Source organism: Lacticaseibacillus porcinae, assembly GCF_003946305.1.
In the GTDB taxonomy this organism is placed as follows: domain Bacteria; phylum Bacillota; class Bacilli; order Lactobacillales; family Lactobacillaceae; genus Lacticaseibacillus; species Lacticaseibacillus porcinae.
Genome location: NZ_RHNS01000015.1, coordinates 23,888 through 49,377 on the forward strand (window position 1 = coordinate 23,888; position 25,490 = coordinate 49,377).

Sequence of the window (25,490 nt, forward strand, 5' to 3'; positions counted from 1 at the left end):
AACAACAAGGAAAGATAAATGCCAACAAGAATGGGGAACCGCACCAAACACAAACGCATATGGGTCGTCATCGGGATCTTATTACCGATCATTTTAGTGATCGGAGGCTTAGTTTATGCGTATAGCGGGACTGACGATGCTGGCGACCACCAACAAACAAGCGCAAGTCAGGTATCAAGTAAGACTAGCAGTAAAAAAACTCGCTCAACGTCTACATCTAGCAGTGCGACCAGCTCATCCAGCAGTTCAACGCAACCAGATCTCACTGGCTTAGGGTTTCAAATCATGCCTGTCTTGTTCAATGGTGAAGGCGTCGATCAAGCGATGGCGGAGAACAAGGCGCCACAAAATACTGTGCATGATGGGGTGATGTTGGGGTATTTCATCAATCAAACGCAAGCACGGGTCAGTGGTTTAGCGCGCTATATGTACGCTCACACGATCGGCTACAGTGTTAATGGTCAGGTGCTGGCGATGAATGGTTGGCAGATCCCGTTAACTGTAACTGACGGACAACTCCAAACCGTGCAGTGGCAGGCACAAGATTCACAAGGCAATACCTTGACTTGGAAACTCGATGCCCTAGATGATGCCCAAACTGAAGTCGACGGCCACGCCAACCCAGATGAAGTCGCCAGTTCAGTCGATGTTCACAACCTCACCACTGCGCAAATGGAACATTGGGTCAGAACTTACCTTCAGTCTACAGTATCGACTTATAACGCCAGTGATTACACCTTTACGCAAAAGTTTGTCGATGGCTATGCAGAAGTTTATCAATATACCGATCAACAGTTAACGCGAGTCTTTCGCGTTGACGCCCAAGGTAATTTACAAGTGAGAAACCCTGCCGACAGTCACTGGCAAATGGCGTCAGACACTTATCAATAACGCAAAAGGGAGGCCACCGTGGCCTCCCTTTTCAGGTTATGATTCAAAATGGTTTAAATGTTCCTTTAAAAACTTCGCAGTGTGGCCACTGCCTGCAGCGACTTGTTCAGGGGTGCCACTAGCAACAAGCTTACCGCCAAATTCACCGCCTTCAGGACCCATATCAAATAAATAATCAGCATTGGCGATCATATCGAGGTCATGTTCGATCGCAAGTACTGTCGCCCCTTGATCGATCAACCGTTGAAAGACTTGGAGCAATACTTGTACATCTAGCGGATGCAACCCAACGCTAGGTTCATCAAACACAAACAAAGTCCCACGTTGCGTTCGCCCAAGATGACTGGTCAACCGCAAACGTTGCGCTTCACCACCAGATAACGCAGGGGTGCTTTCGCCAAGTTGTAAATACCCTAAGCCCATATCATGCAAGGTTTGTAAGGTCGCCGCAATGGCAGGTTGTGTTGCAAAGAATACTTGCGCATCATCAACTGATTGGGCGAGGCATTCAGCAATGTTTTTCCCGTGCCATTGGATCTTTAATAATTCTGGATTGTAGCGTTGGCCGTGGCAAGTCGGACAAGTTTCTTGCATGTCTGGTAAGTATTGAATATCTAAATTGATCTGTCCGGTCCCACCACATGTCGGACAAGCCCCGAGTTTGACGTTATAAGAGAAGTTACTGGCGGTATAGCCTGCAGCCTGGCTTTCAGGTAAACTGGCAAACAATGTTCGTAAATGATCGAGAATATCGGTGTAAGTCGCAACTGTTGAGCGCACATTTTTCCCGACTGGGGTCGCGTCGATGGCAACGACACGTTTGATACCGCCAGTTTGAATGTTTGACACAAAACTTGGTGCCGGTTGTTTCTTAGTCGCTGTTAATGCCGGCACCAACGCATCAAGGACTAAGGTTGATTTGCCAGCACCAGAGAAGCCGGATACCACAGAGAATTGATTGATCGGAAAGTTTGCGGTCAAATGGTGCAAGTTAAAACGATCAGATACTGTCACCCCGAAATGCTTTTTTGCAGGTTGTGGTTGCGGTCGTACCCGCAACGTCGCAGACCCATTGAGAAATGGTGCGATCAATGAATTCGACGCTTTGGACACTTCAGCAGGCGTCCCGAGATTCAACAACTTCCCACCGGCGTTACCAGCTTCTGGTCCGATTTCTAATACTGTGTCTGCGGCTTCAATAATCGCGGTGTCATGATCGACCACTACTACAGAGTTGCCTTGCGCGACCAGTGCCCGCATCACTTCGATCAACCCTTCAACATTGGCGGCGTGCAACCCAATACTTGGTTCATCTAACACGTATAATACACCGGTGGTTTGTGTGCGTAAGGTGCGGGCGAGTTGAATCCGTTGCAATTCACCTGTTGATAACGTGTTGCCAGCACGACTTAACGCGAGGTAACTTAAGCCGAGATCAAGCAAAGGTTTTAGAATTTGGTCGAGCTCGCGTAAAATGTCATCAGCAAGCGCGTGCATGTTCTTTGGCAACCACGCTTTGATCTGTGGCAAAAAGTCATGGAGTTCACTTAGCGTCAGATCTGAAACTTCAGCAATGTTTTTGCCGTCGATGGTTTGGGTGAGGAGCTTTTGATCAAAACGTGAGCCGTGGCACACTGGGCAAACCCCGAATTCGTAGAAACGGTTCAACCGTTGGATGGCGCGTTCATTGGTCGTGGTCGCCATGGAGTCGAGCACTGCGTTATAGGCATTTTCATAAACGGCGTTGTCCATATGGAAGATCTTGCCGGTTTTAGACGGAATGTTGATCGCGTAAGTGCGCTTGGGACCATGCCACACCATGTCTTGTTGATCTTTAGGCAGTTCATTGAAAGGCGTGTCGATATCGATACCTGCGTATTGCGCGACGATTTGCATGAAGTTGCGCCCAGGCAAACGCCATGATGCTACCGCACCTTCACGAATGGTTTTGGTCGGGTCTGGGATCAATCGCGATACGGCTAAAGTTTTGGCAACGCCGGTGCCGTTGCATTCAGTACAAGCGCCAACCGAATTAAACGCAAAACTTTCGGCACCAAACAATCGCACAGGCGCCCCGCACTCGGGACACTTCAACGTTGCTTTTTCCCCTTGGGTGTCCATTAAATGCGCAATGTCGATGGTTGGTGGGATTTGGTGACCATTGGGGCATTGCGGTGACCCTAATCGCGAAAACATCAGCCGCACCACATTCAACGCTTCCGTTGTGGTGCCGACTGTACTGCGGACGCCAGGGACGACAGGACGCTGACGCAAGGCAATGGCACTGGGGATGTGTTCGACTTTATCGACTTGGGCATGACCGACTTGGCCTAAACGCCGGCGCGTGTAAGTCGAAAGCGCTGAGACATATCGCCGCATGCCTTCTGCATATAACACCCCCATCGCTAAACTTGATTTGCCAGAGCCAGAGCGGCCAGTGATGGCAACGAGTTGATGTAAAGGAATGTCGACATTGAGATTTTTTAAGTTATTCACATGGGCGCCACGCACCACAATGTGAGTGGGAATCGTGTTATCATGAACCATATTGAAAACCTTCTTTGAAATGGAGTGACTGTTTTGGATCAAAATGCGTTAGCGCATCGCAGTATTCGTCAATTTAAAGCCCAGCCGATCGACTGGCAAAGCTTAGTGGCCGCAGCGCAAGCCACCAGCTCTAGTGAATTTTTACAATCATTTTCACTGATCCGCGTCACTGATCCAACGCTACGGCAAGCGATTCAGGCTATTTCCACCAGCCCTTGCATCACTGGCAACGGCGAATTATTTATTTTTGTGGTAGACACCGCCCGCGACATTGCGCAAACGCCACAAGCTGCTGACTTAGCTCATTTCACCAACTGGAATGCCTTTTTAGCCGGGTGCTTTGATGCGACACTGGCGGCACAAAACATGCTGAGCACCGCTGAACATAGCGGCTTAGGTGGCGTGATGCTGGGGAGCATCTTGAATGATCCGGCCCAAATGATCAACTTGTTGCATTTGCCGAAGTACACCTTCCCATTGTTAGGGTTGATGATCGGGGTGCCTGATCAAACCACAGAGTTGAAACCGCGCCTGCCGCAAGCAGCGGTACTTGGTGAGAATACCTATCCCAAGCGTGTTGATTTATCCGCGTATGATGCGCAAGTTAGCGACTATTATACCCATCGTTCTAGTGGCGCGCGGGTTGAATCTTTCACCAGCTTGATTGCAAAGCATTTACACGCTGATCAACATCACCGTGATGAAATCGGTGCGATTTTAAAGTCGCAAGGGTTCAACTTACCCCAATAGTGTAACGAATTGGAAGGCAAAATGAAAATTTCAAGTTTACAAACTTATGCTGAAACGGTGGCGCAACATGATGCTAGCGGCCATGCTGCCGACCACATCAAACGCGTTGTGGCGACGGTGAAACAATTATTAAAGCAAACGCCTAAAGCTGATGTCGACATCACCATTGCCGCAGCCACCCTTCATGATACTTACGACGATAAATTAGTGGCTGATGTCGCCGCTGCTAAAGCACAAACCGCCACACAATTGACGCTTGCAGGTGCCACCGACGATCAGCAACACGCCATCTTTGAGATCATCGACCATATGAGCTACAAAGCAAACTTAGCGCATCACTTTCAGTTAAGTCTTGAAGGCCAATTGGTGCAAGACGCAGATCGCTTAGATGCCATCGGCGCCATCGGCATTGCGCGCACGTTTATGTACGGCGGCGCTCACGGCAGTATGATGTATGACCCAGCGATCCCACCGCGCACTGAACTCACGGCTAAAGCTTATCGCCAAACGCAAAGTCCCGTGTTGAATCATTTTGAAGAAAAGCTATTCAAGCTTGAGGCGCAAATGAATACCCCAGCGGCCAAGCGCGTTGCTAAAGCGCGGACGCAGGTAATGCATGATTTTGTTGATGAATTCTTAGCCGAGTATGACGGTCGTCGATGATTTTCCCGCCAAAAGGTTGCAAGGCGTTGGTGGGTTACGGTATATTGAATGAGCAGTTGTTTAACGCAACTGGTCATGCCGTCTTAGCTCAGGAGGTAGAGCGCAGCCATGGTAAGGCTGAGGTCGCTGGTTCAAATCCAGTAGACGGCAGCGCTAAGCCTTCATCATGAAGGCTTTTTTGTTATTTAACCTAGGAGGCAAGCCTGTGGATATTTGGAAAATCATTCGGCGTTGTGCTGGCGTCGTCGCGCTGTTTGCGTTGTACATGATCGCTGAAATGATCGTGATGATCCCAACCGTTGCGACTAATGGCAAAGCCAGCAGCGTGTTAGTCGCCTTGGTGTTTGCCATTGTTTTTGGGAGTTTGATCTATTTGCTGGCGACCACTTACCGCTATTATTTAAGACCAGATCCTGAAGGCTTCGAACCGCATGCCCCAATGCGTGAAACTTGGGTGTTCATGGGAAAAATGGTGCTGGCCTTGGTGGTGGTACAAGTCCTCAGCGGCATTGCCATCAGTTTGCATTGGACCGCAGAATCACAAAATCAAGATGCCTTAATGCAAGTGTTGCAACAAGCACCGCTGACCATGGTGTTGATCGCGGTGGTCGGCGCACCACCAATCGAAGAACTATTGTTTCGGGGGTTGTTGATGCACAGCTTTGGTTCACTGAAAGATAAACGGCGCTTATGGGCGGCGTCGATCATTTCTAGTGTGGTATTTGGTTTAATGCATGCAGGCCCTAGTGAGCCGCTGAATATGATTTCCTATATTGCCATGGGGGCGATTTTTACTGCCACTTATGTTAAAACCAAAGACATTCGCTACAGCATCGCCTTACATTTCTTAAATAATTTCGTCGCCTTAATGCTATAAAAAGGCTGCGACAAAAAGCGGTTTTAGCCCAAAATATAAGTGCCCCTGTGCCACGGTTTGGTTTTAAACCGCGGTGCAGGGGCATTTATATTGCTGGGCGTTGCTTTTTGGAACGCGACTATCAACATATTTGAAATGTTGCGCGACTTTTGCGTTTAAACAGGTAATTCCAGCGGTTGGTACAAGTCCTGTGGCAATGCGGTGATCAAAGGACTGGGTTCATTGATCCCGATCAAGATCAAGTGATGCAAGGCGCGGGTACTTAACGTATATAAAATATCGCGCATCGCTTCGCCGTGGTAGGTGCTTGCTGAAACATCCCAACCGATCACCGCATCAAATTCTAACCCTTTGGCCAAATACACAGGCATGATCAAACAGCCGTTGTGTAAATGGTGATCTTGTGGCGTCAATAAATGCGTCGGGGTGTCGATTTTAAGGGTGGTGTAAAGTTGTTCGGCGGCAGCACGATTTTTGGTGAGGATCGCAACAGTGTGATTGCTGCGCAACAAGGTGTTGGCGAGTTTGGTGACGCCAGCCATCGCTTGATTTTGCGGCAGGCACAAAACTTTGGGCTTTTCACCATCGCGATTGAAGGCGAGGATATGGTCGCTTTCTGGTAGTAAGGCTTTGCCGAAGTTGGTGATCGGCTGCGTTGAGCGATAAGATTTATTTAACGCAATTTGATCGATGCGCATGCCTTTGAACACTAGCTTCAGACTGTCAAAGTAAGGACTAGCTTGATAGTTGCTGGTGAACACATCTTGTTTGGCGTCGCCAAGTAAGGTGAGCTTGGCTTTAGGAAAGGCGTGGTGCAAGTATTTCAATTGCGCCATGGTGTAATCTTGCATTTCATCGACGAACACATATTGGATCTGATGATTTTGACCAGTGCCTGAAATCGCATCGCGCAAATATAAAATCGGCGCGGCATCTTCTAACCGTAAATGATGGGACTCAAGGTCGTCTGCGACAGCTTGACTCATCGTTGCCCAAACGTTTGAGGCAACGTCTGGAACTTGCACCGTCGCCAAAAAGTGTTGATATTCTTGATACTCATCTAAGAAGTAGTCATTATAAATGGCGTCATATACTGGTGCGAAAGCTTTTCTCACCACGGCTTCCGCTAAGAATTGCGCTTCGTCGTCACCAGATTCAAATTCATGGCCGGCTAACAGTTGACGACTGACTTCATCTGACATGAGTTCCAGTTGGGTTTGCACCCAATCGTCATAAACCGCGAGTTTGATGCGGGTGTGGAGGCGTTTGATCAACGCATTTTTGGTGTCGAGGAATTTGTTTGCGGCAGTCGCGCGAGCGGGTTGGGCGGCGTAAATTTTTTGAATGGTGCTAGCTTTGAAGAACACTTCACCATTCAACATGATATCGATGAATGCTGGGACATGACCAGGGGCGTCAACAAAGTGCTGAATCTCATCTAAATAATTGGCGGCTTCTTTATAGCGGCGGATCTTTTTAGTGGTTTCTGGTAAGTTGAGTTGATCTTGTTCGAAGCGTTCAAATAATGTTTGGACATGTAAGCCAGCAAAACGTTTGGCGAAGAATTCATACATGGTGGCTTGGCGCATGTTTTTTTCACCAAGCGATGGCAACACTTCAGAAATATAGTTCGCAAACAATTGGTTAGGAGAGAACAATACCATTTGATCGGCGTCTAGTGTGGTGCGAGCGTGATATAACAAATAGGCCACGCGTTGCAACACCGCAGAAGTTTTCCCAGATCCCGCGACGCCTTGGACAACTAAGACGTCAGCTTTGGTGTTTCGGATAATGTCGTTTTGTTCTTGTTGAATGGTGGCGACGATGTTTTGCATGTAATCATCAGATTGCGCGCCAAGCACTGCTTGCAGGACTTCATCGCCGACAGTTTCTGAGGTGTCAAACATGTTGGTGATCTCGCCATGTTGGATCATGAACTGACGTTTTTTGGTGAGATCGACTTGGCGCTTGCCAACCGGTGTTTCATAAGTCACCGGACCTAATGTGCCGTTGTAATATACGGAAGAAATCGGTGCGCGCCAATCATACACGAGAAACTGGTTATCGTCATCTTGGAAGGTGCCAGTGCCAATATATAACGTTTCTGCGCCATCGACGTCATTGATATCGATGCGACCAAAATATGGATTTGACGCCAAGCGGGTGAGGCGCGTTTGTTCATGTTCTAAAATGGTTTCATTTTCAACTGCGCGGGCGACCATCATTTTCTGCTGTTGGACCGCGGCGTTAGTTTCCATTCGGTCATCGATTTCAGTGATGTTGACTTTGGTGGCATCACCATAGCTTTGTTCGATGCGTTTGGTATCTTCATGGGCTTCTTTTAATTGCCGCGCGATGACGTCTAGGCGCTGGTGGAGTTTGGCTAGGACTTGCGTGACGCGATGTTGTTCTTGAGTTTGGGATGACGACATGCACAAAAGCCTCCTTAGTGATTTGCAATGAGAACGTGCGTTTGCTACACTGTGGGCAACAAATTGGTCTATCTAGTTTATTGCATGTCGCGGCTTTGTGCAAGTGATATGCTGTGAATTAGTAAGCAACACGCGACAAAGTATGGTAAACTGAGAAATATTCAAAGTCGGAAATAATGGGTGTATGGAGGGCTTATGAGCAATTTATGGCAGACCTTTATAGAACGCCGCGGGGACTTATTGGTGGCGTTAGGTCAACATATTCAAATTTCGTTAGTGGCACTGGTGATCGCGGTGGTGATCGCGTTGCCGCTGGCGGTATTTTCCCTTGGCCATAAGCGCTTAGCCAATGTGTTGTTGCAACTCACCGGTATCTTGCAAACCATTCCTTCACTGGCATTGTTAGGGTTGTTGATCCCATTTGTCGGTATCGGCACAACCCCTGCGATCATTGCGTTGGTGGTGTACGCGCTGCTCCCGATTTTTCAAAACACTTATGTCGGCTTATCAGAAATCGATCCTGCTTTTGAAGAAGCAGCGGAAGCTTTTGGGATGACGCGGTTTCAAAAATTACGAAAAGTCGAACTCCCATTAGCATTACCAGTGATCATGGGTGGGATTCGCACGGCGACGGTGTTGATCATTGGGACAGCGACGCTTGCCGCGTTGATCGGCGGCGGTGGCCTAGGGACCTTCATTATGTCTGGGATCAATCGCAATGATACGACCTTGACCTTACTTGGGGCATTAGCCTCGGCTGCCTTAGCGTTAGTGTTTTCTGCAGGACTGGCGTTGATTCAAAAAGTTCGCTTTCGTTGGGTGGTGACTGGATTAGTGACTTTAGGCGTCATCGGCGGTGGTGTTTGGAGCTACCAAGCGTTGCGGCCACAACCAGAAACCATCACCATTGCCGGGAAGCTCGGCAGTGAGCCAGAAGTGTTGATCAACATGTACAAATTGTTGATCGAAGATGGTTCAGACAATGTCGATGTGGTGTTGAAACCAAACTTTGGCCAAACCAGCTTTTTATTTGATGCCTTGAAGTCTGGAAAAATCGATTTATATCCTGAATTCACTGGGACGGTGGTTACTAGCTTAGTAAAACCTAGTGCTAAGCAAACCGCTGCCATCAACCACGGCGCGGATTCTTATCCGATCGCCAATTCATTATTGAAGCAACAAGGTTTAACGTTGTTGAAGCCGATGAAATACAACAACACTTATGCCTTGGTGGTGCGGCAAAGCACTGCCAAGCAATATGGATTGAAAACCATCAGCGATTTGAACAAACTGCCTAACGGTACCGCTGGTTTTGACCTTGAATTCTCTGGTCGCGCCGATGGTTATGCAGGGATCAAACAACAATATGGTTTAAATCTAAAGGTCAATTCACTAGATGCGTCGCTACGTTATCAAGCCTTGTCGCAAAACCATGTGGAGGTGACTGACGGGTATTCCACAGATTCACAAATCGCACAATACAAGCTGCTTGCTTTACAAGATCCGAAACATGTTTTTGCCACTTACCGCGGAGCGCCGATGATGAAAGCAAGCTGGGCGAAGCAACATCCTGCGATCATCAAGCGGTTGAACCGCTTAGCCGGTAAAATTTCAGAAACTGATATGCAACAGATGAATTATGATGTGAATGTGAAGAAGCAATCTGCCGCAAGTGTTGCCAAACATTATTTGACGACTCATCATTTATTGGAGGCGCAAAAATGAGTGAACTCATCGCATTTGATCACGTCACCAAAACTTATGCCTCAGGCGACGCGGTGCAAGATCTCAACCTTAAGATCCACACTGGCGAATTATTTGTGTTAGTTGGCGAATCTGGCAGTGGCAAAACCACCACCTTAAAAATGATCAACCGCTTGATCGCGCCAACTAGCGGTACGATTCAATTCAAAGGCCAAGACATCACTTCATATCCCATTCGTGAATTGCGTTGGCAAATTGGCTACGTCTTGCAGCAAATCGCCTTATTCCCGAATATGACCGTGGGGCAAAACATTGCCTTGATCCCAGAGCTTCGCCATATGCCAAAAGCTGAAGTTACCAATCGCGTTGATGAATTACTTGATTCAGTGGGCTTACCCCCGGAACAATATCGCAATCGCTTCCCTAAAGCCTTATCTGGCGGTGAACAACAACGGGTCGGCATTTTGCGCGCCTTTGCCAACAAGCCGCCAGTGGTGTTGATGGATGAACCGTTCTCAGCCCTTGATCCATTGTCCCGCAATCAATTGCAAGAATTAGTGTTGGACTTGCATCAACGGTTGAACATGACCATTGTCTTTGTCACCCATGATATGAACGAAGCGATGCGGTTAGGTGATCGCATTGCGGTGATGCGCGACGGGCAGTTGGTCCAATGCGACACTCCACAAGCCATTGCCAAAAGCCCGGCAACCGATTGGGTCGCTGAATTTTTTGCAGGGACTAAAGCACGGTTAATGGAAGCCCCACTGCGGAAGCTGACAGCCTTTGCGACACCAGACACCGCGCCAAACCGCCCGTTGACGTCACCAGACGCGTTGTTGAAAAGCATTTTACCAGTGATCGCACAAGGCGAAAAAGTGACAATTCAAACGGATTCGGGTAAGTTTAAGATAGACGCGCAAGCAGTGTTGAATTTTTTAGCTGCCAACGCCTAGTTTTGAGCAAATAGTCGCCGATTGATAACGAAAGGTGAGGATGTGGCATGAATCATTATGATGTGATCATTATTGGGGCAGGACCTGCTGGGGTCGCTGCTGCAAGTGCACTAGCCGACCATAAGCGGGTGATGATTTTTGAACGCGATCTTTGGGGTGGCACTTGTCCAAACCGCGGTTGTGATCCAAAGAAAATGTTGTATCGCGCCGCCGAATTGAAAACAGCGACTCGCGACATGCAACCAGCTGGGGTACGCGGTGAACTGACGATCAACTGGCCAGAACTCATGGCGCACAAGCGCAGTTACACCAACACAGTACCAGGTGGGACACTCACTGGCTTACATGCTTCAGGGGTCAACACCCGCCATGGGGAACTTGAATTTATCAATCGCTACACTGTGTCATTAGGTGGTGATTTATTTGATGCTGATGACATCATCATCGCGACTGGTCGCAAACCATCAATACCTGATATTCCAGGTGCTGATTTATTGAAAACTTCTAATGAATTCCTTGATTTGGATCAACTGCCGCAGCGGATTGCGTTTATCGGTGCCGGCTATGTGTCAGTTGAACTGGCGAATATCGCTGCGGCGGCAGGCGCTGAAGTGCACATCATCAACCGCTCAGAAACGATTTTACGGGGGTGGGATCAACGGGCGACGGCGACATTGAAACAAGCCATGACCAGTGCCCATATTCACTGGCATGATAATATTCACCTCACTAGCGTTGGCAAATCTGACCTTGGTGTGTGGCTTCATGGCGACGACAATTTCAGTTTAAATGTGAATGCGGCATTTGCTGCGACTGGTCGCTCTGCAGATCTGGGGATCGATTTATCGCCGATCGGCTTAACCATGACGCCAAAAGGGTTGCCTGTTGATCAATTCATGCAAACTAAGATCCCTCACATTTATGCGATCGGGGATGCTGTTGATAAAACGCAACCGAAGCTTACGCCAGTGGCTAGTTTTGAAGGCCGCTATATCGCCAAGCATTTGTTAGGGATGAGCGAACCGATCCAATACCCAGTGATCCCAGAAATCGTGTTTGGTACCACTGAAATTGCGCGCGTCGGCATGGATGTCGCCGTTGCTAAAGCAGATCCTGAACGTTATCAAGTGTTCGATCAACCAGTGTCGACGTGGTACACTTATCATCGACAACTCGATGATACCGCGCGCGTGGTCACCATCACCGATCAACACACCGGCTTATTAGTCGGCGCGTTAGTGGTGGGGTTACATGCAGAAGAATTGATCAATCAATTCACTTTGATCATTCAACAACACCAAGCCTTTGATCCGCAAAGCATGTTGTTTGCTTATCCCAGCGCTTCTAGTGATTTACAATATCTGCTTTAAAGGAGCTTTTTATGTCTGCCTATACTTCAATTCTTGTGATCTCAGCGGTGATCCTAGCGATTATTTTCGGTTTTATTTTTGCGATCGGCCGCAAATTCAAATCAGAAAATCCCGGCTTCGGCAAAGCGATGATGATCGTCGGCGTCGTTGGTGCAGTGGTTTGCGTGATCGCTGGGATCGTTGCGGCGATGTTGTAGTCACATTGACATCGCTTTAATCATCTACTATCATGAAGATTAACGTCAAAGCTTGCGATGGTAGTGTCAATTTGCTGGTGTGCAGAGAACTCTTGTGACTGAAAAAAGAGTCACCAGCTGACATGATTTGGCTCGCAAGGGACAATCGGTGTACGCGCCTTAAGCGATTTGAGAGGTCTCAAAACTGATTTTTGAGGCAAGTTAGGTGGTACCGCGCTCAGCCGTCCTATGTTTAACGACATTTGGACGGCTTTTTTATCTATTCAGGAGGAAAACAACATGGCAAAACATACCTTTTTAACTGGGGATCGCCCCACTGGCCGCTTACACATTGGCCATTACATCGGCAGTTTACAAAACCGCGTTGCTTTGCAAAACTCAGGCGACTACAACAACTTTGTGATGATTGCCGACACGCAAGCGTTAACTGACAATGCCAACAACCCAGAAAAAATCCGCAACTCCTTGATGGAAGTGGCTTTGGACTATTTAGCAGTCGGCATCGACCCGAAGAAAACGACGATTTTAGTGCAATCTGCGATCCCGGCATTGTCTGAATTGACGATGTATTACTTGGATTTGGTCACTGTCGCGCGGCTAAACCGCAACCCAACGGTGAAAACTGAAATTAAACAAAAAGCTTTCGGTGAATCAGTGCCTGCCGGCTTCTTTGTTTACCCAGTGTCTCAAGCCGCTGACATCACCGCGTTTAAAGCAGACACAGTGCCAGTGGGTGATGATCAAGAACCGATGTTGGAACAAACTCGCGAAATCGTCCGCACCTTCAACCGCACTTATAACGCTGACGTGTTAGTGGAACCAGAAGGCTACTTCCCACCTAAGGGGTCTGGTCGTTTGCCTGGTATCGATGGCAACGCCAAAATGTCGAAGTCATTAGGCAACGGCATTTACTTAGCTGATGACGCCGACACAGTCCAAAAGAAGATCATGTCCATGTACACCGATCCTAACCACATTCATGTATCCGACCCAGGTCAAGTGGAAGGCAACGTCGTCTTCACTTATCTCGATATCTTCGATCCTGACAAACAACATGTCGCTGATTTAAAAGCTGAATATCAACATGGTGGCTTAGGCGATGTGAAGATCAAACGTTACTTAAACGATGTGATGGATGCCGTGCTTTCACCGATCCGCAACCGTCGTTTGGAATACGCTAAAGACATGGCTTCTGTGCAACAGATTTTGATCGATGGCACAGCCCATGCCAATGAAGTCGCCAACCAAACCTTACAAGAAGTTCGCGATGCCATCGGCTTCAACTACTTCAAATAATCAATCAAAATAGGATCGCAAAGCTGAATTGGCTTTGCGATCCTATTTTTGTGGGGCCGTGATTTGAAGACTTGATCTCTGAACGAAGAAAAGTTGTGGGCGAAGATGATTGGGCAAAACGAAGGTGAACTGGACCATTGCCTGTGGCAGTAAAATCAAGTGAAACGCCGCTTTGTGGCGGTTCGCGCAGATTTTACCGGCAGAATTTGAAACAAAGCGATGTTCTTTGGTTCAAATTCTAGACGAAAGAACATCGGCGGGCTTTGCCGATTTCTGCAGTCGGCCGCACTGGCAACTGGTCCAGTTCACCGTAGTGACGCCAAATCGTCGGCGTCCACAGCTTTTCGCACTGTGACGGTTAGTTGATGAACTTGAATTTGCTCCAAGGCTTGATGAAATCGAGCAACATCAATTCTTCTGGGGCAATGCTGCCGATTTTGTTTTTCCGTGGTTCTTGGTGTGGCTTCAAAATGATTTGCAGTTCATTTTTGTAAATGCCGAAGTTGTCATTGCCGACCACCACGTCACCAGGTTGGAAGGTGATGTCGTTGTCATGTGGGGCATTCGGCACCGCTTTGTAAGTCACCCGAGAAATTGTGGAGCGGATCGCGTTAGGGTTGATGTCGCCGCGGCGGAAGTGTTGTGGGGTCAAAGCGATCGTTTTTTCAATGTCATTGACCTGGTCGACAAAGTCAATGTGAAATTGTACTTGATAGCGGTCCATGTCAGCTAAAGCTTTGAGTTCTGCTTCGCTGGCATAGGCATTGCCAATGATCACATCATCGATCAAATTCGAGGCAAATAAGTGCTTGGCTTGCACTTCGATCGGCAAATAGCGATCAGCTTCAAGCGTTGGCAAGCCGTCGTTGACATTCCATGGCCCCATGTTGCCGACTTGGCTGGCGACAAAGGCCGCTGAGTGAATGTTGAACTTCCGGAAACGTTCAGAGCAAACTTTGAAGAAGTCATAAGGCAAGGCAGTACCGACTTGCGGATAGAAGTTGTGACACCCATATAAAAAGGCAGTGTTAGCTTGATAGCTAATAATGTTGTTTAAGTAATCCACATTGTTGGACATGTTCAACTCAATGATCAAGCCATAAGGATTATAAGACAGCATCGCTTCAGTGGCGCCGTCAAAGCCTTGATCTAAGCGAATGCCAGCCACATGGAGATCGGCAAAGAATTTCAAATCGGAATATGAAATGCCAAGTTGATCAAAAATGCGTGGCGACACGTCTAAAATGGTTTGATAACCGAGGTCGTTGCCGACATCGATAATTTTTTGATATTTGGCTTGCGTGGCGGCTTTTGATTCACCAGCTTCCAACATGCTCATAAAGATGCGAGTGAAGCCGTATTTGTGGCCCAGTTCCAAGTATGCTTTGTTTGCTTCAAAATCACTGTGATCAGGATAAATGGAAAGTCCTAATTGTCTCATTGTCATGGTGAAATGACCTCCGTATTAGATTTATTTTAACCACCGCTGCCAAAAAATCACGCCGCGGCTATTGTTGGTGGTGACCACCACCGGTTGAATTTGTGGGTATTGGGCTTGCACTGTCGCAATCAACGCTTCACGAAACATCGCGTTATGCGTCAACACCGATCCAGATAATGCCAGTTGCATCGGTGCCGGTTGTTGATAGCGGGCCAACAAACCTAAACATTCGCCGCCTAGTGCTTCAGCCGCATGAGTGATGATCGCCGTTGCCGCTGAATCGCCACTGTCAGCTGATTCAGCGATTTTAGCCGCAAAAGCGGCAATGGTTTCGCGAGAAAGTTGATAATACTGACGGACTGCCGCTTTCATGTCGTCTGCATGTAGCAATTCACACATCAGCGTTTGTAAGGCACTATCGCGTTTGCGATCATAATCGTCTAGCGCCTGTTTCATCGCGGCTTCGCTGATCTTATACGCACTGCCAGTGTCGCCGAGCAACTGCCCCCAGCCGCCGAAGCGTGTGATTTGGCCTTGTTGGCGACCGTAGACGATCGAGCCAGTCCCGGCGATGATCAAAGTGCCATCTGCGCCTTCCAAACCGTTGAGCAAAGCCAGTTGAGCATCGGAAATGACTGCAGTGGGCAGATGGAACGTCGCTTCTAATTCTTGGGCGACATCTGCGGCGTTATTGGTGGTTTCCACACCGGCGATACCAATGAGCACTTGGCTACAAGGCTGATCGGCTAATTGTGTGGTCAACGCTTGGATCACTTGCTTGAGGTTGATCAACGTTTGCGTATCATTTAAAAAAATATTTCCTGGTCCAGCAGTGGTTTGGGCTAATAGTTTCCCGTCAGCTTGCCAAGCACTCCCCACAATATGGGTGCCGCCGCTATCGATCCCGATTAAATAAGTCATGTGCTTTCCTCACTTTAATAACTGATGATCCGCCTTTGTTTACCCTTACATTTTAACGAATGGAAATCTTTTTTCAAGCTTTTGTTGAATTTTATGTTTTTTTGTTTTATAAATAGCATGAAACGGATTTTCTTTTATTTGACATGAATATGAGAAAGGAAGGGACAAATTGGCTCATTTGACCTTAACTCGCGCGTCAACCATTTTAGCCAATCAAATGACCATTCACGTGGTCATGCCAGACACCTTACCGGATCAGCCATTACGTACATTATGGCTGTTTCATGGGTTAGGGGATGATGGTTCCGGTTGGTTGCGCAAAACGATGATCGAACCTTTAGCGATCAAAGCTGGCATCGCGGTGGTGATGCCAGCAATGGCTCGCAGTTTTTATCGCAACAGTCCCGGCGCCTTATATGGCGATTATTTGGAACAAGAAGTTTTTGCTGGCATGCGGCAATTGTTGCCGTTGAGTCGCCGCTCGGAAGATAATTTTATTGCCGGCAACTCAATGGGCGGCTTTGGTGCGATGCAATATGCTTGTGCACATCCTGAACAATTCAGTGCAGTGGCGGCGTTATCGCCAGTGTGTGATCTATCAGTGGTGCCGACGATCATGCCAGATTATCAACATGTTTTTGAAGCGCCGATTCAAGACGACCTGCTTGAACAAACCTTCCGCCACAGCGATTTGCTCGCATTGAAGCAGTTGCGGTGGTATCACGGCGAGGGGCTTGATGATTTCATGAAAGCCGATAACGATCGCTTCAATATTTTTTTAACGCAAACATTAGGTCTCAATGTCACTTACCGCACGACCCCAGGAAGCCATGATTGGTTTTACTGGGCCCAAGCGATCACCGATGTGTTTGCTTGGTTATTTGATTAAGGAGTTAATACCCATGGAAAAACCAACAGAAGCCCGAAATCCCGCTACTAGCCATATCGATACCATGAGCACCCAAGCAATCTTGCAAGTGATCAACCAACAAGATCAGCAAGTGCCCAAAGTGATCGCCGCACCCAAAGTGATGACGCCACTGACCACAATCACTGATCAAGTGGTCGAATCTTTGCGCAACGGTGGGCGTTTATTTTATATCGGCGCTGGTACCAGTGGTCGCCTCGGCGTATTAGATGCTGCCGAATGTGTTCCAACTTATGGGACCTCCCCAGAACTGGTGCAAGGATTGATCGCAGGCGGTCAAAAAGCCATGACGGAAGCTGTCGAAGGGGCTGAAGATAGTGCCGTTGGCGGTGCCGATGACCTCAAAGCCCATCAGCTGTCAGCAAAAGATTTTGTCTTAGGATTAGCCGCGTCTGGTCGTACGCCTTATGTCATCGGCGGGTTAGATTATGCGCGTTCGATCGGGGCAAAAACTGGGGCGTTAGCTTGCAATCCTGATGCTGAAATCTCCAAACACGCAGACACCGCGATCGAAGCGGTGGTCGGCCCTGAAGTGGTGACTGGCTCCACGCGAATGAAAGCCGGCACCGTTGAGAAATTGTTGTTAAATATGCTGTCAACGACAGTGATGATCAAGCTAGGGAAAGTCTATGGGAACTTGATGGTTGATGTGAAAGCCACCAACTTGAAGCTGATCGATCGGGCTAAGCGGATCATCGCTGATGCCACAGGGGCGGATTTTGACACTGCCGCGGATTATTATGAACGCGCTCATCATGAACCAAAAATTGCGATCGTAATGTTAGAAGGTCACGTGGATTACGCCCAAGCGACTGCTGCATTAAAGGCAGCTGATGGGTTTATTGCCCGTGCGCTACACGCATTGAATTAAAAGGAGAAGTGATCACATGTCTGTGAATGGTCGCATTTTAAATGCTCGCGGTGATTTGTCTAAAGCGGAGATCAAAATTGCTGATTACATTTTGGCGCACCCGCGAGACGTCATTAACATGACCGCTTCAGAACTGGCAAAAGAAGCAGGGTCTAGTCCGGCAACGGTGATCCGGTTGACCAAAAGCCTCGATATCGAAGGTTTCACTACCTTGAAGATCTTGTTGACGGCAGACATCACCAAGAATCAATCAGTCCCGCAAGATTATGCTGATATCACCCCTAACGAAGACTTAGATTCGATCAAAGACAAATTGCTCGCCAGTGCCTTGCAATCGATCCGTGAAACCACTGATCAAGTCAACGCCCAAGAAGTGTCGGAATTGATCAAAGCCGTGGCTTCCGCTAAGCAATTATTTGTCTTTGGGATCGGCGCTTCTGGCTTAGCCGCGCAAAACATTTGTCAAAAATGGAACCGCATCGGCTATCCCACTGTCGCAGATGACGATTTAAATAACTTATTACCCAAAATGGTCAATGCTCAACCAGGGGATGTGTTATGGGTGATCTCAAATTCAGGGGAATCACCGGAAGCATTAGTTGCCGCCAAATTTGCCCGAGAAATCGGCATTAAGTTGGTGTCTTTGACGCGCTTTGGGAACAACTCTTTAGCCAAAGCCTCAGATATTGCGGTGCATACCTCTCAACCAAAAGAAACGCCAAATCGGATTGCCGCAACCAACTCACTGTTAGCCCAATTTATGATCATCGATATTATTTTCTATGACTTTGTCAGCAACAATTTTGAAGCCAGTTCTGTGGCGTTAGAGAATTCCCATAAAATCGTTCGCGATTATAAACGCCAATTAGGCTAATATTGTAAACGAATAAAATAATAATTCCTTGTTTAAACTTTTTTGAATTAATTCTTGAAATTTAATTTTAACCTGCTACAATTCAAAATGAAGACGATTACATGTCTTCAAGTCGAACTTATTCATACTCACATTACAAGGAGTGATTACTTTGGACAAAACAATGAAATGGGTCGAAAAGCGACTTGTTCCACCAATGGCGAAGATCGGGACCCAACGTCATCTGCTTGCCATCCGTAACGGGGTTGTTTCGTCACTGTCCTTGATTTTGATCGGGACGTTCTTCATGGTGTTTATCAACTTGCCAATTGCCGCATGGGCCAAGTTTTTAGCACCATACTCTGCAACTATCGTTTTGCCATACCGCATGACCATGGGCTTGATGGCCATTTACGCCACCTTCGTCATGGGGCAAGACCTCGCCAAGTCATACAAGCTTGATGGGGTCACCGGTGGGATCTTGTCACTGGGTGCTTTCTTCATGTTACAAATGCCAGTTAACGTGCTGACCCCAAAGTCTGCACCACTTGGCTTTGTCATCCCAATGAGCTCATTAGGGGCTTCTGGGATGTTTGCTGGGATCTTGGCGATGATTTTTGCGGTTGAAACTTATCGCTTCTTCAAGACTCACAACATCACCATCAAAATGCCTGAACAAGTGCCACCAGCGGTATCACGTTCTTTTGAAGCCTTGATCCCTGGGGCTGTGATCATCACTTTTGTTTGGTTGATCCGCGACGTTGCCGGCTTTGACGTCAACGCGGCATTATTATCTTTGTTCCAACCTTTGACCAACATTTTAGGCAATAACTTGTTAGGTGCCTTACTCCCAATGTTCTTGATCCACTTGCTGTGGAGCTTCGGGATCCACGGGATGTCCATCGTCGGTTCTGTGGTTCGCCCAATGTGGTTGATCATGTTGAATGCCAACGGCGATGCTTTAGCTAAAGGCACTGCTGCGACGAAGTTACCTTACATCGCGCCAGAACAATTCTATCAATGGACAGTTACCATTGGTGGTGCTGGGGCAACGCTTGTGGTTGCGATTTTGTTCTTGACCATTTGCAAGTCCAAGTTCTTAAAAGAAGTCGGTCGCTTCTCCATTATTCCTGGGATCTTCAACATTAACGAACCAATGATTTTCGGGGCACCAATGATGTTGAACCCATACATGTTCATTCCATTTAACTTAGTGCCACTGATCTTGACGACAATTTCATACTTCGCCGTTAAGTTCGGGTTAGTCAACGGCTTCACCACGATCCCTGCATGGACGCTGCCAGCACCAATTGGTGGGTTCTTATCTGCTGGGAACGACTGGCGGATGATCGTCTTGATCTTGTTCAACATGTTTGTGGCCTTCATCATCTACCTGCCATTTGTTAAAGCATATGACAACAAGATGTACCTTGATGAACAAAGTGGTCATGGTAAACTGGATGAAGATACTACCGAAGCTGCTAACTAGAATTTGAATTGAGGGATGCCTGATGTTATATTGGTTGATCATTTTCGTCGGATTTTTATTACTCTTTGCGCTTGCGCAATGGCTGATCGCGGTATTAAAGCGGAAGAATATTAAAATCAATCGTTGGGTTTGGGCCTGGGCTGCATTTTTGGTCATGATCATTCCTTATGCGATTTGGCCACATTTGAATAACATTGTCAGTGCTATTCTATACGGGCTGTGTGCGATTTGTGCGATCACCTTTATGATCGAGGAGCACAGTTACTTCTTAGTCAAAGGGCATATGTAAACTCAACGGAAGTGTCGTCTGCGGACGGCACTTTTTTCGATCATTGCTGGACCGCCATCAGGCGGCTGCGCGCTAGCTCCGATACAGTGAGTTGAAATTTGGACTCCAGCTGGCTCGCCGCTACATAGTGAGGGTCCTCGGGAAAGCTAGCCGAGCGCTTCGCTACGCTCACCTCTCGCCGGATCTTTCCCTGCGGCTTTCCGTAAGCGACAAGTCGCTAACGGAAATCTCACCATGTAGCGGCGGCCAGCTTCCGTCCCAATTTCAAATCACTTCCACTCCGCGATCCCGCTGTTACCTGATGGCGATGAAACGTGTGAGGCTGGATGTCATTTAGTTTAGCCACTTTTTCAAATATGTAGGAGGTTTGAAATGTTAGCAGTCGGTTTAATGTCGGGGACGTCGCTAGATGGCGTCGATGCGGCATTAGTGGAAATTAACGGCGTTTCAGAATCAACGCAAGTCAAACTGCGCGCCTTTGAAACGTTGCCATTTGCTCCAGGCTTTAAAGCGTTGATCGCCAAATCATTGAACAATGACACCGCCACGCTAGAAGAGATCTGTAGTTTAGATTTTGCGTTAGGGCAAAAATTTGCTGAAGCAGTGCGACATTTGTGCACCAAAGCCGGCGTTGATTTAGAAGCTTTAGATTTTGTGGCCAGCCATGGGCAAACTATTTATCACTTGCCCAAGCCGCCTGTCGGTGAAGTGGCGTCGACGATGCAAATTGGTAATGCGGCGGTGCTTTGCGAACTCACTCACACCACAGTGGTCAGTGACTTTCGCTCGCGAGATATGGCCGTTGGCGGCTTAGGCGCGCCGATCGTGCCATATTCTGAATATGTGTTGTATCGCAGTGACACCAAGACGCGACTACTCCAAAATATCGGCGGCATCGCCAATGTCACCGTGATCCCGCAACATGCGGGGATGTTTGATCTGTTAGCCTTTGATACCGGGCCAGGGAATATGGTGATCGATGAATTGTGTCGGCGCTATTTCAACGAAGAATATGACGCTAATGGTCAACATGCCGCAGCAGGGCACGTCGATCAAACGGTGTTAAAGGCGTTGCTTGCAGATGATTACTTTAAGCAGACGCCTCCTAAAACCACCGGACGCGAACGTTTCGGGAAACAATATGTCGATCAACTGCTGGCAAACAGTCACCTTGCGCCTGACGATTGGATCGCGACAGCGACTGAGCTAACAGCACAAACCATTGCTGATGCACTACGGCCGTTTTGCCATGAAGAAACGGAATTGATCGTTGGTGGCGGCGGGAGTTATAATCCGACGTTAATGCGTCGAATTCAAATGTTGTTACCAGTGGCCACGGTGTTGCGTCAAGAAGACTTAGGGCTGCGCTCTGATGCCAAAGAAGCCGTCGCCATGGTCGTGTTAGGCAATCAAACCTTGCATCATGAGCCTAGCAATGTGCCAAGCGCCACAGGTGCTAGGCGGCCGGTGATCTTAGGTAGTGTCACGTATTATGATTGATTTCAAAAAGGCGGCGTGATGCCGTCTTTTTGAATACGTGCAGATATCCGCCTTAAGGCTGACGCGACGGGCGTGCGACATGGTACACTTAACTTATTATGAGAGGGGTTATTACCATGCAAAGCAAACGATTAAGTCCTGTGGCCATCACCGGCTTGATCATCGCAGCCGTTGCGGTGATCTTCGGGATCTACGGGGTCAGCACCTACAACAGCTTAGCCAAGCAAAATCAGGAAGTCACAGCGCAATGGAGTCAAGTGGAAAACGTCATGCAACGGCGTGCCGATTTGATCCCAAACTTAGTCAGCGCCGTCAAAGGCTCGATGAATCACGAAACTGAGATTTTTGACAATATCGCCAAGGCTCGCAGCAACTACAACAACGCGACAACAACTAAAGCAAAAGCAACAGCTGACAGTCAATTACAAGCCCAAACGGCAAACTTGATCTCAGTGATCAAAGAATCTTATCCACAGTTGTCATCTCAAGCAAATGTTCAAACCTTGATGACACAACTGGAAGGTAGCGAAAACCGCATCAGCACCGAACGTCAACGCTATATCGAAGACGTGAAGGCCTACAACCAAAGTGTTGTGACCTTCCCGAAGAACATTTTTGCGAATATGATGGGCCTCGGCCAAAAGGCGACTTTCAAAGCAGATCCATCAGCTAGCGAAGTGCCAAAGGTCGACTTGAATAACTGAAAGATGTGATGAGATGAAAAAGCATCGCTGGTGGCTTTTATTATTACCAGTTTTCATGTGGTTGTTTGCCGCCCAGCCGGTGCAAGCTGCCGCCGTACCAGCTAAACCTGCTGGCGTGAATTATTATGATGGGTTGAATTTGTTAGATGATCAAAGTAAATCGTTGATCAATTCAACCAACAAAGCCTGGAGCAACACCACCCAGCAGCCGCAAATCGGGGTTGCTGTGGTGAAATCCAGTGGTGGCGACATTGCCAGTTACGCCGCAGACATTTTGCACAATTGGGGCGTTGGCAATGCTAAGCGCAACAACGGCGTCGTGATCGTGTTTGCCAAAAACAACGGCAACAACAATATGTTCATTTCCACCGGCTATGGCATGGAGTCAGACCTCACTGACGCGCAAGCTGAACAGATCTTACAAGCGCACAAAGCAGACATCAAGTCGAAGTCTGATGCGCAGGTGAACACTGCGATTCGCGGAGTGTTCAAAGATGTTGCCAAAGTCATCGACCAAAAGTACAAATTCAAATCGTCAACGACTGATGCGAATAGTGAATCGCAACAACAAACGGAATCTCGCAGTAACAGTTTGTTTAGCGGCATCATGAAAGTGGCCTTTGGCGTGGTGATCGCGATCATTATCTTGCTGTCTATTGGTGGCGGTGGTGGTAATGGTGGCGGCGGTCGCCGACGTCGCGGCAACAACGACTGGATCTTGTGGGGCCTGCTCGGGAGTTTGCTTGGCAGTGGTCGTCGTGGCCCACGCGGACCGTTTGATGGCGGTTCTGGCGGTGGTTTCGGCGGCGGCGGAGGATTTGGCGGCGGCTCTGGTTGGGGCGGCGGCGATGGTGGCGGCGGTGGCGCTGGCATTTAATCGACGTACGCAACTTCACAAATCGTGAAACACTCAGACTTTTTGGTCTGGGTGTTTTTACATATCATCTTTTATGAAAATACAATAATCTTTATTTACATCGCCTGAACCTAATGACTTTTGGTGCAAACTGGCATAAGATACTCGGAGTTGAAGAAATCGGTTACGCAAAGGAGGGGTAGTGTGCGCACGTTAACAAAAGGCAATCCGTTGAAATTGGTGATTTTATTTACCATTCCACTTTTGATCGGGAATGTCTTTCAACAGTTATATAGTTTCATGGATGCGTTGATTGTTGGCCGAACGATCGGCAAAGATGCGTTAGCTGCCGTTGGGGCGACTGGGAGTATCAACTTTTTGATCATCGGTTTTGCCCAAGGTACCACCGCAGGACTTTCGGTGTTGACCGCTCAAGCTTTTGGGGCGCGCGATGAACAAGGCGTGCGTAAAAGCTTTGGGTCAAGCATTTGGATCAGCGTGGCGTTGACGGCGATATTGACCGTCGTTTCCGTATCAATGACGCGGCCATTGCTGGAATTAATGCAAACGCCACCTGAGATCATCGATCAATCTGTCGCCTTTGTGCGCGTGATCTTCATCGGGGTATTTGCGTCGATGGCGTTTAACTTGTTAAGCAACATGATGCGAGCACTTGGGGATTCGCGGACGCCGTTGATTTTCTTGATCATCGCCACTGTCGTGAACATTTGCCTGGAATTGCTGTTTATTCTCGGATTTCACTGGGGTGTTGCTGGTGCCGGCTGGGCAACGGTGATCGCGCAGACTTTCTCCGCGATCCTGTGTTGGTTGTTCATTAAAAAACATATCCCACTGTTGGTGATTCGCAAACAAGATCTCACGTTTGATTGGCCAAGTATTGTCAAACACTTGAAAGTTGGCTTGCCAATGGGCTTTAGCATGTCGATCATCGCCATCGGATCAGTGATCTTGCAAGTGATGCTCAACACCTTAGGGACTGATGCAGTTGCCGCATATACCGCAGCTGGGCGCATCGATCAACTGGCAACGTTGCCGGCGTCATCGTTTGGATTGGCGATGGCGACCTTTGCTGCCCAAAACTTAGGTGCGCGTGAATATGGTCGCATTCGCCGCGGTGTCCATCAAACCTTAGCGTTGAATGTTGGGGTTTCTGCCGTACTCGGTGCGCTGATCATTTTGTTTGGTAAGCCGTTGGTTAACTTATTCTTAGGTCCCAATCAACCGGCAGTCACAGCGCTGGCCCAAACTTATTTCCACTACAACGCCAGCATGTACTGGTTGCTTGCGATTTTGTTCACCATGCGGAATTTGCTGCAAGGGTTAGGCAAAACGATGGTGCCAACAGTCGCTGGGTTGTTTGAATTAATGATGCGGGCGTTTGCGGGGATCGTGTTAGTGACGCACTTAGGCTTTGCCGGGGCCTCAATGGCGAATCCGCTGGCATGGCTAGGCTCAGTCTTCGTGTTAGTCAACGTCTACTTCAGAACGATGAAGAAGATCCGTCAAAAAGAAGATCGTCAAGCTGCTCAAAAAGCAGCAGAAGCATCAGGCGAGTCGATTTAAAAATTGATAGGATTCGTTGATTCAATGACGAAAGCAAATACGGACAACTGGTTGTGATGACCGGTTGTCCGTGTTTTTATGCGATTTGATACGATTATCTTATTGATAATGATTGATAAAATAACATGCAATAGCCGGCGTCATGTCAGCCATGGGATAATGGAAGTGCGCTGAGTTGATTGCGCGGTGGTCTCACAATCGAAGGGAGTGGTGCAAATGGGTTACCCAGGCACTGGAACTGATCCTAGAGAAAGGAGTCCTAGCTTGTTAACTGTGATAGTCGTCATCGTGGCGATCATCACGTTGCGTAAAAGCTCATGACAGCGATCGATCGAATTTTTTCCAAGTTCGTGAACATCGAAGAGACAGTG

General features: G+C 48.0%; 22 protein-coding genes and 1 tRNA gene. 19 read left to right on the top strand and 4 right to left on the bottom strand.

Going from position 1 to position 25,490, the window contains the following annotated elements; all coding sequences use genetic code 11:
- Positions 1 to 18: 18 nt before the first annotated feature.
- Entirely contained in the window at positions 19 to 891 is an 873-nt protein-coding gene (locus EKM92_RS10725; RefSeq protein WP_125710647.1) for a hypothetical protein, read from the top strand.
- 36 nt (positions 892 to 927) lie between these two features.
- On the opposite strand, the gene EKM92_RS10730 is transcribed toward EKM92_RS10725, so the two are convergent.
- The gene (locus EKM92_RS10730) at positions 928 to 3,438 is read right to left on the bottom strand and encodes an excinuclease ABC subunit UvrA (RefSeq protein WP_125710649.1); all 2,511 of its coding nucleotides are present in this window, start codon (positions 3,436 to 3,438) and stop codon (positions 928 to 930) included.
- A gap of 33 nt (positions 3,439 to 3,471) precedes the next feature.
- On the opposite strand from EKM92_RS10730, the gene EKM92_RS10735 reads away from it, so the two are divergent.
- The 4 genes from EKM92_RS10735 to EKM92_RS10750 all read left to right on the top strand — a co-directional run bounded on the left by EKM92_RS10735 (position 3,472) and on the right by EKM92_RS10750 (position 5,728).
- Positions 3,472 to 4,188 carry a nitroreductase family protein gene (locus EKM92_RS10735; RefSeq protein WP_164509976.1) on the top strand — a complete coding sequence of 239 codons (717 nt, stop codon included), beginning with the start codon at positions 3,472 to 3,474 and terminating at the stop codon, positions 4,186 to 4,188.
- 21 nt (positions 4,189 to 4,209) lie between these two features.
- Positions 4,210 to 4,851, top strand: coding sequence for an HD domain-containing protein (locus tag EKM92_RS10740; RefSeq protein WP_125710653.1), 642 nt, complete (start codon positions 4,210 to 4,212; stop codon positions 4,849 to 4,851).
- A 77-nt stretch (positions 4,852 to 4,928) separates the two neighbouring features.
- A tRNA-Thr gene (locus EKM92_RS10745) sits at positions 4,929 to 5,001 on the top strand.
- A 55-nt stretch (positions 5,002 to 5,056) separates the two neighbouring features.
- Complete coding sequence (locus tag EKM92_RS10750) at positions 5,057 to 5,728, top strand: CPBP family intramembrane glutamic endopeptidase (RefSeq protein ID WP_164509977.1); 672 nt, start codon at positions 5,057 to 5,059, stop codon at positions 5,726 to 5,728.
- Positions 5,729 to 5,883: 155 nt separating this feature from the next.
- Here the strand turns inward: EKM92_RS10750 and helD are convergent, their stop codons facing one another.
- Entirely contained in the window at positions 5,884 to 8,160 is a 2,277-nt protein-coding gene (helD, locus tag EKM92_RS10755; RefSeq protein WP_125710657.1) for an RNA polymerase recycling motor HelD, read from the bottom strand.
- A gap of 195 nt (positions 8,161 to 8,355) precedes the next feature.
- On the opposite strand from helD, the gene EKM92_RS10760 reads away from it, so the two are divergent.
- The 5 genes from EKM92_RS10760 to trpS all read left to right on the top strand — a co-directional run bounded on the left by EKM92_RS10760 (position 8,356) and on the right by trpS (position 13,683).
- A complete protein-coding gene (locus EKM92_RS10760) occupies positions 8,356 to 9,885 on the top strand; it encodes an ABC transporter permease/substrate-binding protein (RefSeq protein ID WP_125710659.1) in 1,530 nt (509 codons plus the stop codon).
- Entirely contained in the window at positions 9,882 to 10,820 is a 939-nt protein-coding gene (locus EKM92_RS10765) for an ABC transporter ATP-binding protein (RefSeq protein ID WP_125710661.1), read from the top strand. The genes EKM92_RS10760 and EKM92_RS10765 overlap by 4 nt, the downstream gene beginning before the upstream one ends.
- Before the next feature lie 47 nt (positions 10,821 to 10,867).
- Positions 10,868 to 12,190 carry a dihydrolipoyl dehydrogenase family protein gene (locus EKM92_RS10770; protein WP_125710663.1) on the top strand — a complete coding sequence of 441 codons (1,323 nt, stop codon included), beginning with the start codon at positions 10,868 to 10,870 and terminating at the stop codon, positions 12,188 to 12,190.
- 11 nt (positions 12,191 to 12,201) lie between these two features.
- Complete coding sequence (locus tag EKM92_RS10775) at positions 12,202 to 12,387, top strand: hypothetical protein (RefSeq protein WP_125710665.1); 186 nt, start codon at positions 12,202 to 12,204, stop codon at positions 12,385 to 12,387.
- A gap of 279 nt (positions 12,388 to 12,666) precedes the next feature.
- A complete protein-coding gene (trpS, locus tag EKM92_RS10780; RefSeq protein ID WP_125710667.1) occupies positions 12,667 to 13,683 on the top strand; it encodes a tryptophan--tRNA ligase in 1,017 nt (338 codons plus the stop codon).
- Between the two features lie 358 nt (positions 13,684 to 14,041).
- Here the strand turns inward: trpS and EKM92_RS10785 are convergent, their stop codons facing one another.
- Together EKM92_RS10785 and EKM92_RS10790 are read right to left on the bottom strand one after the other, a co-directional pair.
- Complete coding sequence (locus EKM92_RS10785; RefSeq protein ID WP_125710669.1) at positions 14,042 to 15,130, bottom strand: DUF871 domain-containing protein; 1,089 nt, start codon at positions 15,128 to 15,130, stop codon at positions 14,042 to 14,044.
- Positions 15,131 to 15,154: 24 nt separating this feature from the next.
- On the bottom strand, positions 15,155 to 16,045 hold the full coding sequence (locus EKM92_RS10790) for an N-acetylglucosamine kinase (RefSeq protein WP_125710671.1): 891 nt from the start codon (positions 16,043 to 16,045) through the stop codon (positions 15,155 to 15,157).
- Positions 16,046 to 16,214: 169 nt separating this feature from the next.
- Here EKM92_RS10790 and EKM92_RS10795 point away from each other — a divergent pair, with 169 nt between their 5' ends.
- The 9 genes from EKM92_RS10795 (at position 16,215) to EKM92_RS10835 (ending at position 25,119) form a co-directional block, all read left to right on the top strand.
- Positions 16,215 to 16,934: an alpha/beta hydrolase gene (locus EKM92_RS10795; protein WP_125710673.1), complete on the top strand. Its 720-nt coding sequence runs from the start codon at positions 16,215 to 16,217 to the stop codon at positions 16,932 to 16,934.
- 13 nt (positions 16,935 to 16,947) lie between these two features.
- Positions 16,948 to 17,844, top strand: coding sequence for an N-acetylmuramic acid 6-phosphate etherase (gene murQ / locus EKM92_RS10800; protein WP_125710675.1), 897 nt, complete (start codon positions 16,948 to 16,950; stop codon positions 17,842 to 17,844).
- Between the two features lie 16 nt (positions 17,845 to 17,860).
- On the top strand, positions 17,861 to 18,718 hold the full coding sequence (locus EKM92_RS10805) for a MurR/RpiR family transcriptional regulator (protein ID WP_125710677.1): 858 nt from the start codon (positions 17,861 to 17,863) through the stop codon (positions 18,716 to 18,718).
- Positions 18,719 to 18,869: 151 nt separating this feature from the next.
- Positions 18,870 to 20,186 carry a PTS sugar transporter subunit IIC gene (locus EKM92_RS10810; RefSeq protein ID WP_125710679.1) on the top strand — a complete coding sequence of 439 codons (1,317 nt, stop codon included), beginning with the start codon at positions 18,870 to 18,872 and terminating at the stop codon, positions 20,184 to 20,186.
- A gap of 22 nt (positions 20,187 to 20,208) precedes the next feature.
- Positions 20,209 to 20,475: a diacylglycerol kinase gene (locus tag EKM92_RS10815; protein ID WP_125710681.1), complete on the top strand. Its 267-nt coding sequence runs from the start codon at positions 20,209 to 20,211 to the stop codon at positions 20,473 to 20,475.
- A 372-nt stretch (positions 20,476 to 20,847) separates the two neighbouring features.
- Positions 20,848 to 21,975 carry an anhydro-N-acetylmuramic acid kinase AnmK gene (gene anmK / locus EKM92_RS10820; RefSeq protein ID WP_125710683.1) on the top strand — a complete coding sequence of 376 codons (1,128 nt, stop codon included), beginning with the start codon at positions 20,848 to 20,850 and terminating at the stop codon, positions 21,973 to 21,975.
- Positions 21,976 to 22,091: 116 nt separating this feature from the next.
- On the top strand, positions 22,092 to 22,679 hold the full coding sequence (locus EKM92_RS10825) for a LemA family protein (RefSeq protein ID WP_125710685.1): 588 nt from the start codon (positions 22,092 to 22,094) through the stop codon (positions 22,677 to 22,679).
- A gap of 13 nt (positions 22,680 to 22,692) precedes the next feature.
- The gene (locus EKM92_RS13830) at positions 22,693 to 23,556 is read left to right on the top strand and encodes a TPM domain-containing protein (RefSeq protein ID WP_164509978.1); all 864 of its coding nucleotides are present in this window, start codon (positions 22,693 to 22,695) and stop codon (positions 23,554 to 23,556) included.
- 183 nt (positions 23,557 to 23,739) lie between these two features.
- A complete protein-coding gene (locus EKM92_RS10835) occupies positions 23,740 to 25,119 on the top strand; it encodes an MATE family efflux transporter (protein ID WP_125710687.1) in 1,380 nt (459 codons plus the stop codon).
- Positions 25,120 to 25,490 lie beyond the last annotated feature (371 nt).

Coding starts and splice junctions, on each gene's coding strand:
- anmK (WP_125710683.1), top strand. CDS start 20,848: ATGTTAGCAGTCGGTTTAATGTCGGGGACGTCGCTAGATGGCGTCGAT.
- EKM92_RS10805 (WP_125710677.1), top strand. CDS start 17,861: ATGTCTGTGAATGGTCGCATTTTAAATGCTCGCGGTGATTTGTCTAAA.
- EKM92_RS10785 (WP_125710669.1), bottom strand. CDS start 15,130: ATGACAATGAGACAATTAGGACTTTCCATTTATCCTGATCACAGTGAT.
- helD (WP_125710657.1), bottom strand. CDS start 8,160: ATGTCGTCATCCCAAACTCAAGAACAACATCGCGTCACGCAAGTCCTA.
- trpS (WP_125710667.1), top strand. CDS start 12,667: ATGGCAAAACATACCTTTTTAACTGGGGATCGCCCCACTGGCCGCTTA.
- EKM92_RS10815 (WP_125710681.1), top strand. CDS start 20,209: ATGTTATATTGGTTGATCATTTTCGTCGGATTTTTATTACTCTTTGCG.
- EKM92_RS10725 (WP_125710647.1), top strand. CDS start 19: ATGCCAACAAGAATGGGGAACCGCACCAAACACAAACGCATATGGGTC.
- EKM92_RS10740 (WP_125710653.1), top strand. CDS start 4,210: ATGAAAATTTCAAGTTTACAAACTTATGCTGAAACGGTGGCGCAACAT.
- EKM92_RS10770 (WP_125710663.1), top strand. CDS start 10,868: ATGAATCATTATGATGTGATCATTATTGGGGCAGGACCTGCTGGGGTC.
- EKM92_RS10825 (WP_125710685.1), top strand. CDS start 22,092: ATGCAAAGCAAACGATTAAGTCCTGTGGCCATCACCGGCTTGATCATC.
- EKM92_RS10730 (WP_125710649.1), bottom strand. CDS start 3,438: ATGGTTCATGATAACACGATTCCCACTCACATTGTGGTGCGTGGCGCC.
- EKM92_RS13830 (WP_164509978.1), top strand. CDS start 22,693: ATGAAAAAGCATCGCTGGTGGCTTTTATTATTACCAGTTTTCATGTGG.
- EKM92_RS10765 (WP_125710661.1), top strand. CDS start 9,882: ATGAGTGAACTCATCGCATTTGATCACGTCACCAAAACTTATGCCTCA.
- EKM92_RS10760 (WP_125710659.1), top strand. CDS start 8,356: ATGAGCAATTTATGGCAGACCTTTATAGAACGCCGCGGGGACTTATTG.
- murQ (WP_125710675.1), top strand. CDS start 16,948: ATGGAAAAACCAACAGAAGCCCGAAATCCCGCTACTAGCCATATCGAT.
- EKM92_RS10775 (WP_125710665.1), top strand. CDS start 12,202: ATGTCTGCCTATACTTCAATTCTTGTGATCTCAGCGGTGATCCTAGCG.
- EKM92_RS10790 (WP_125710671.1), bottom strand. CDS start 16,045: ATGACTTATTTAATCGGGATCGATAGCGGCGGCACCCATATTGTGGGG.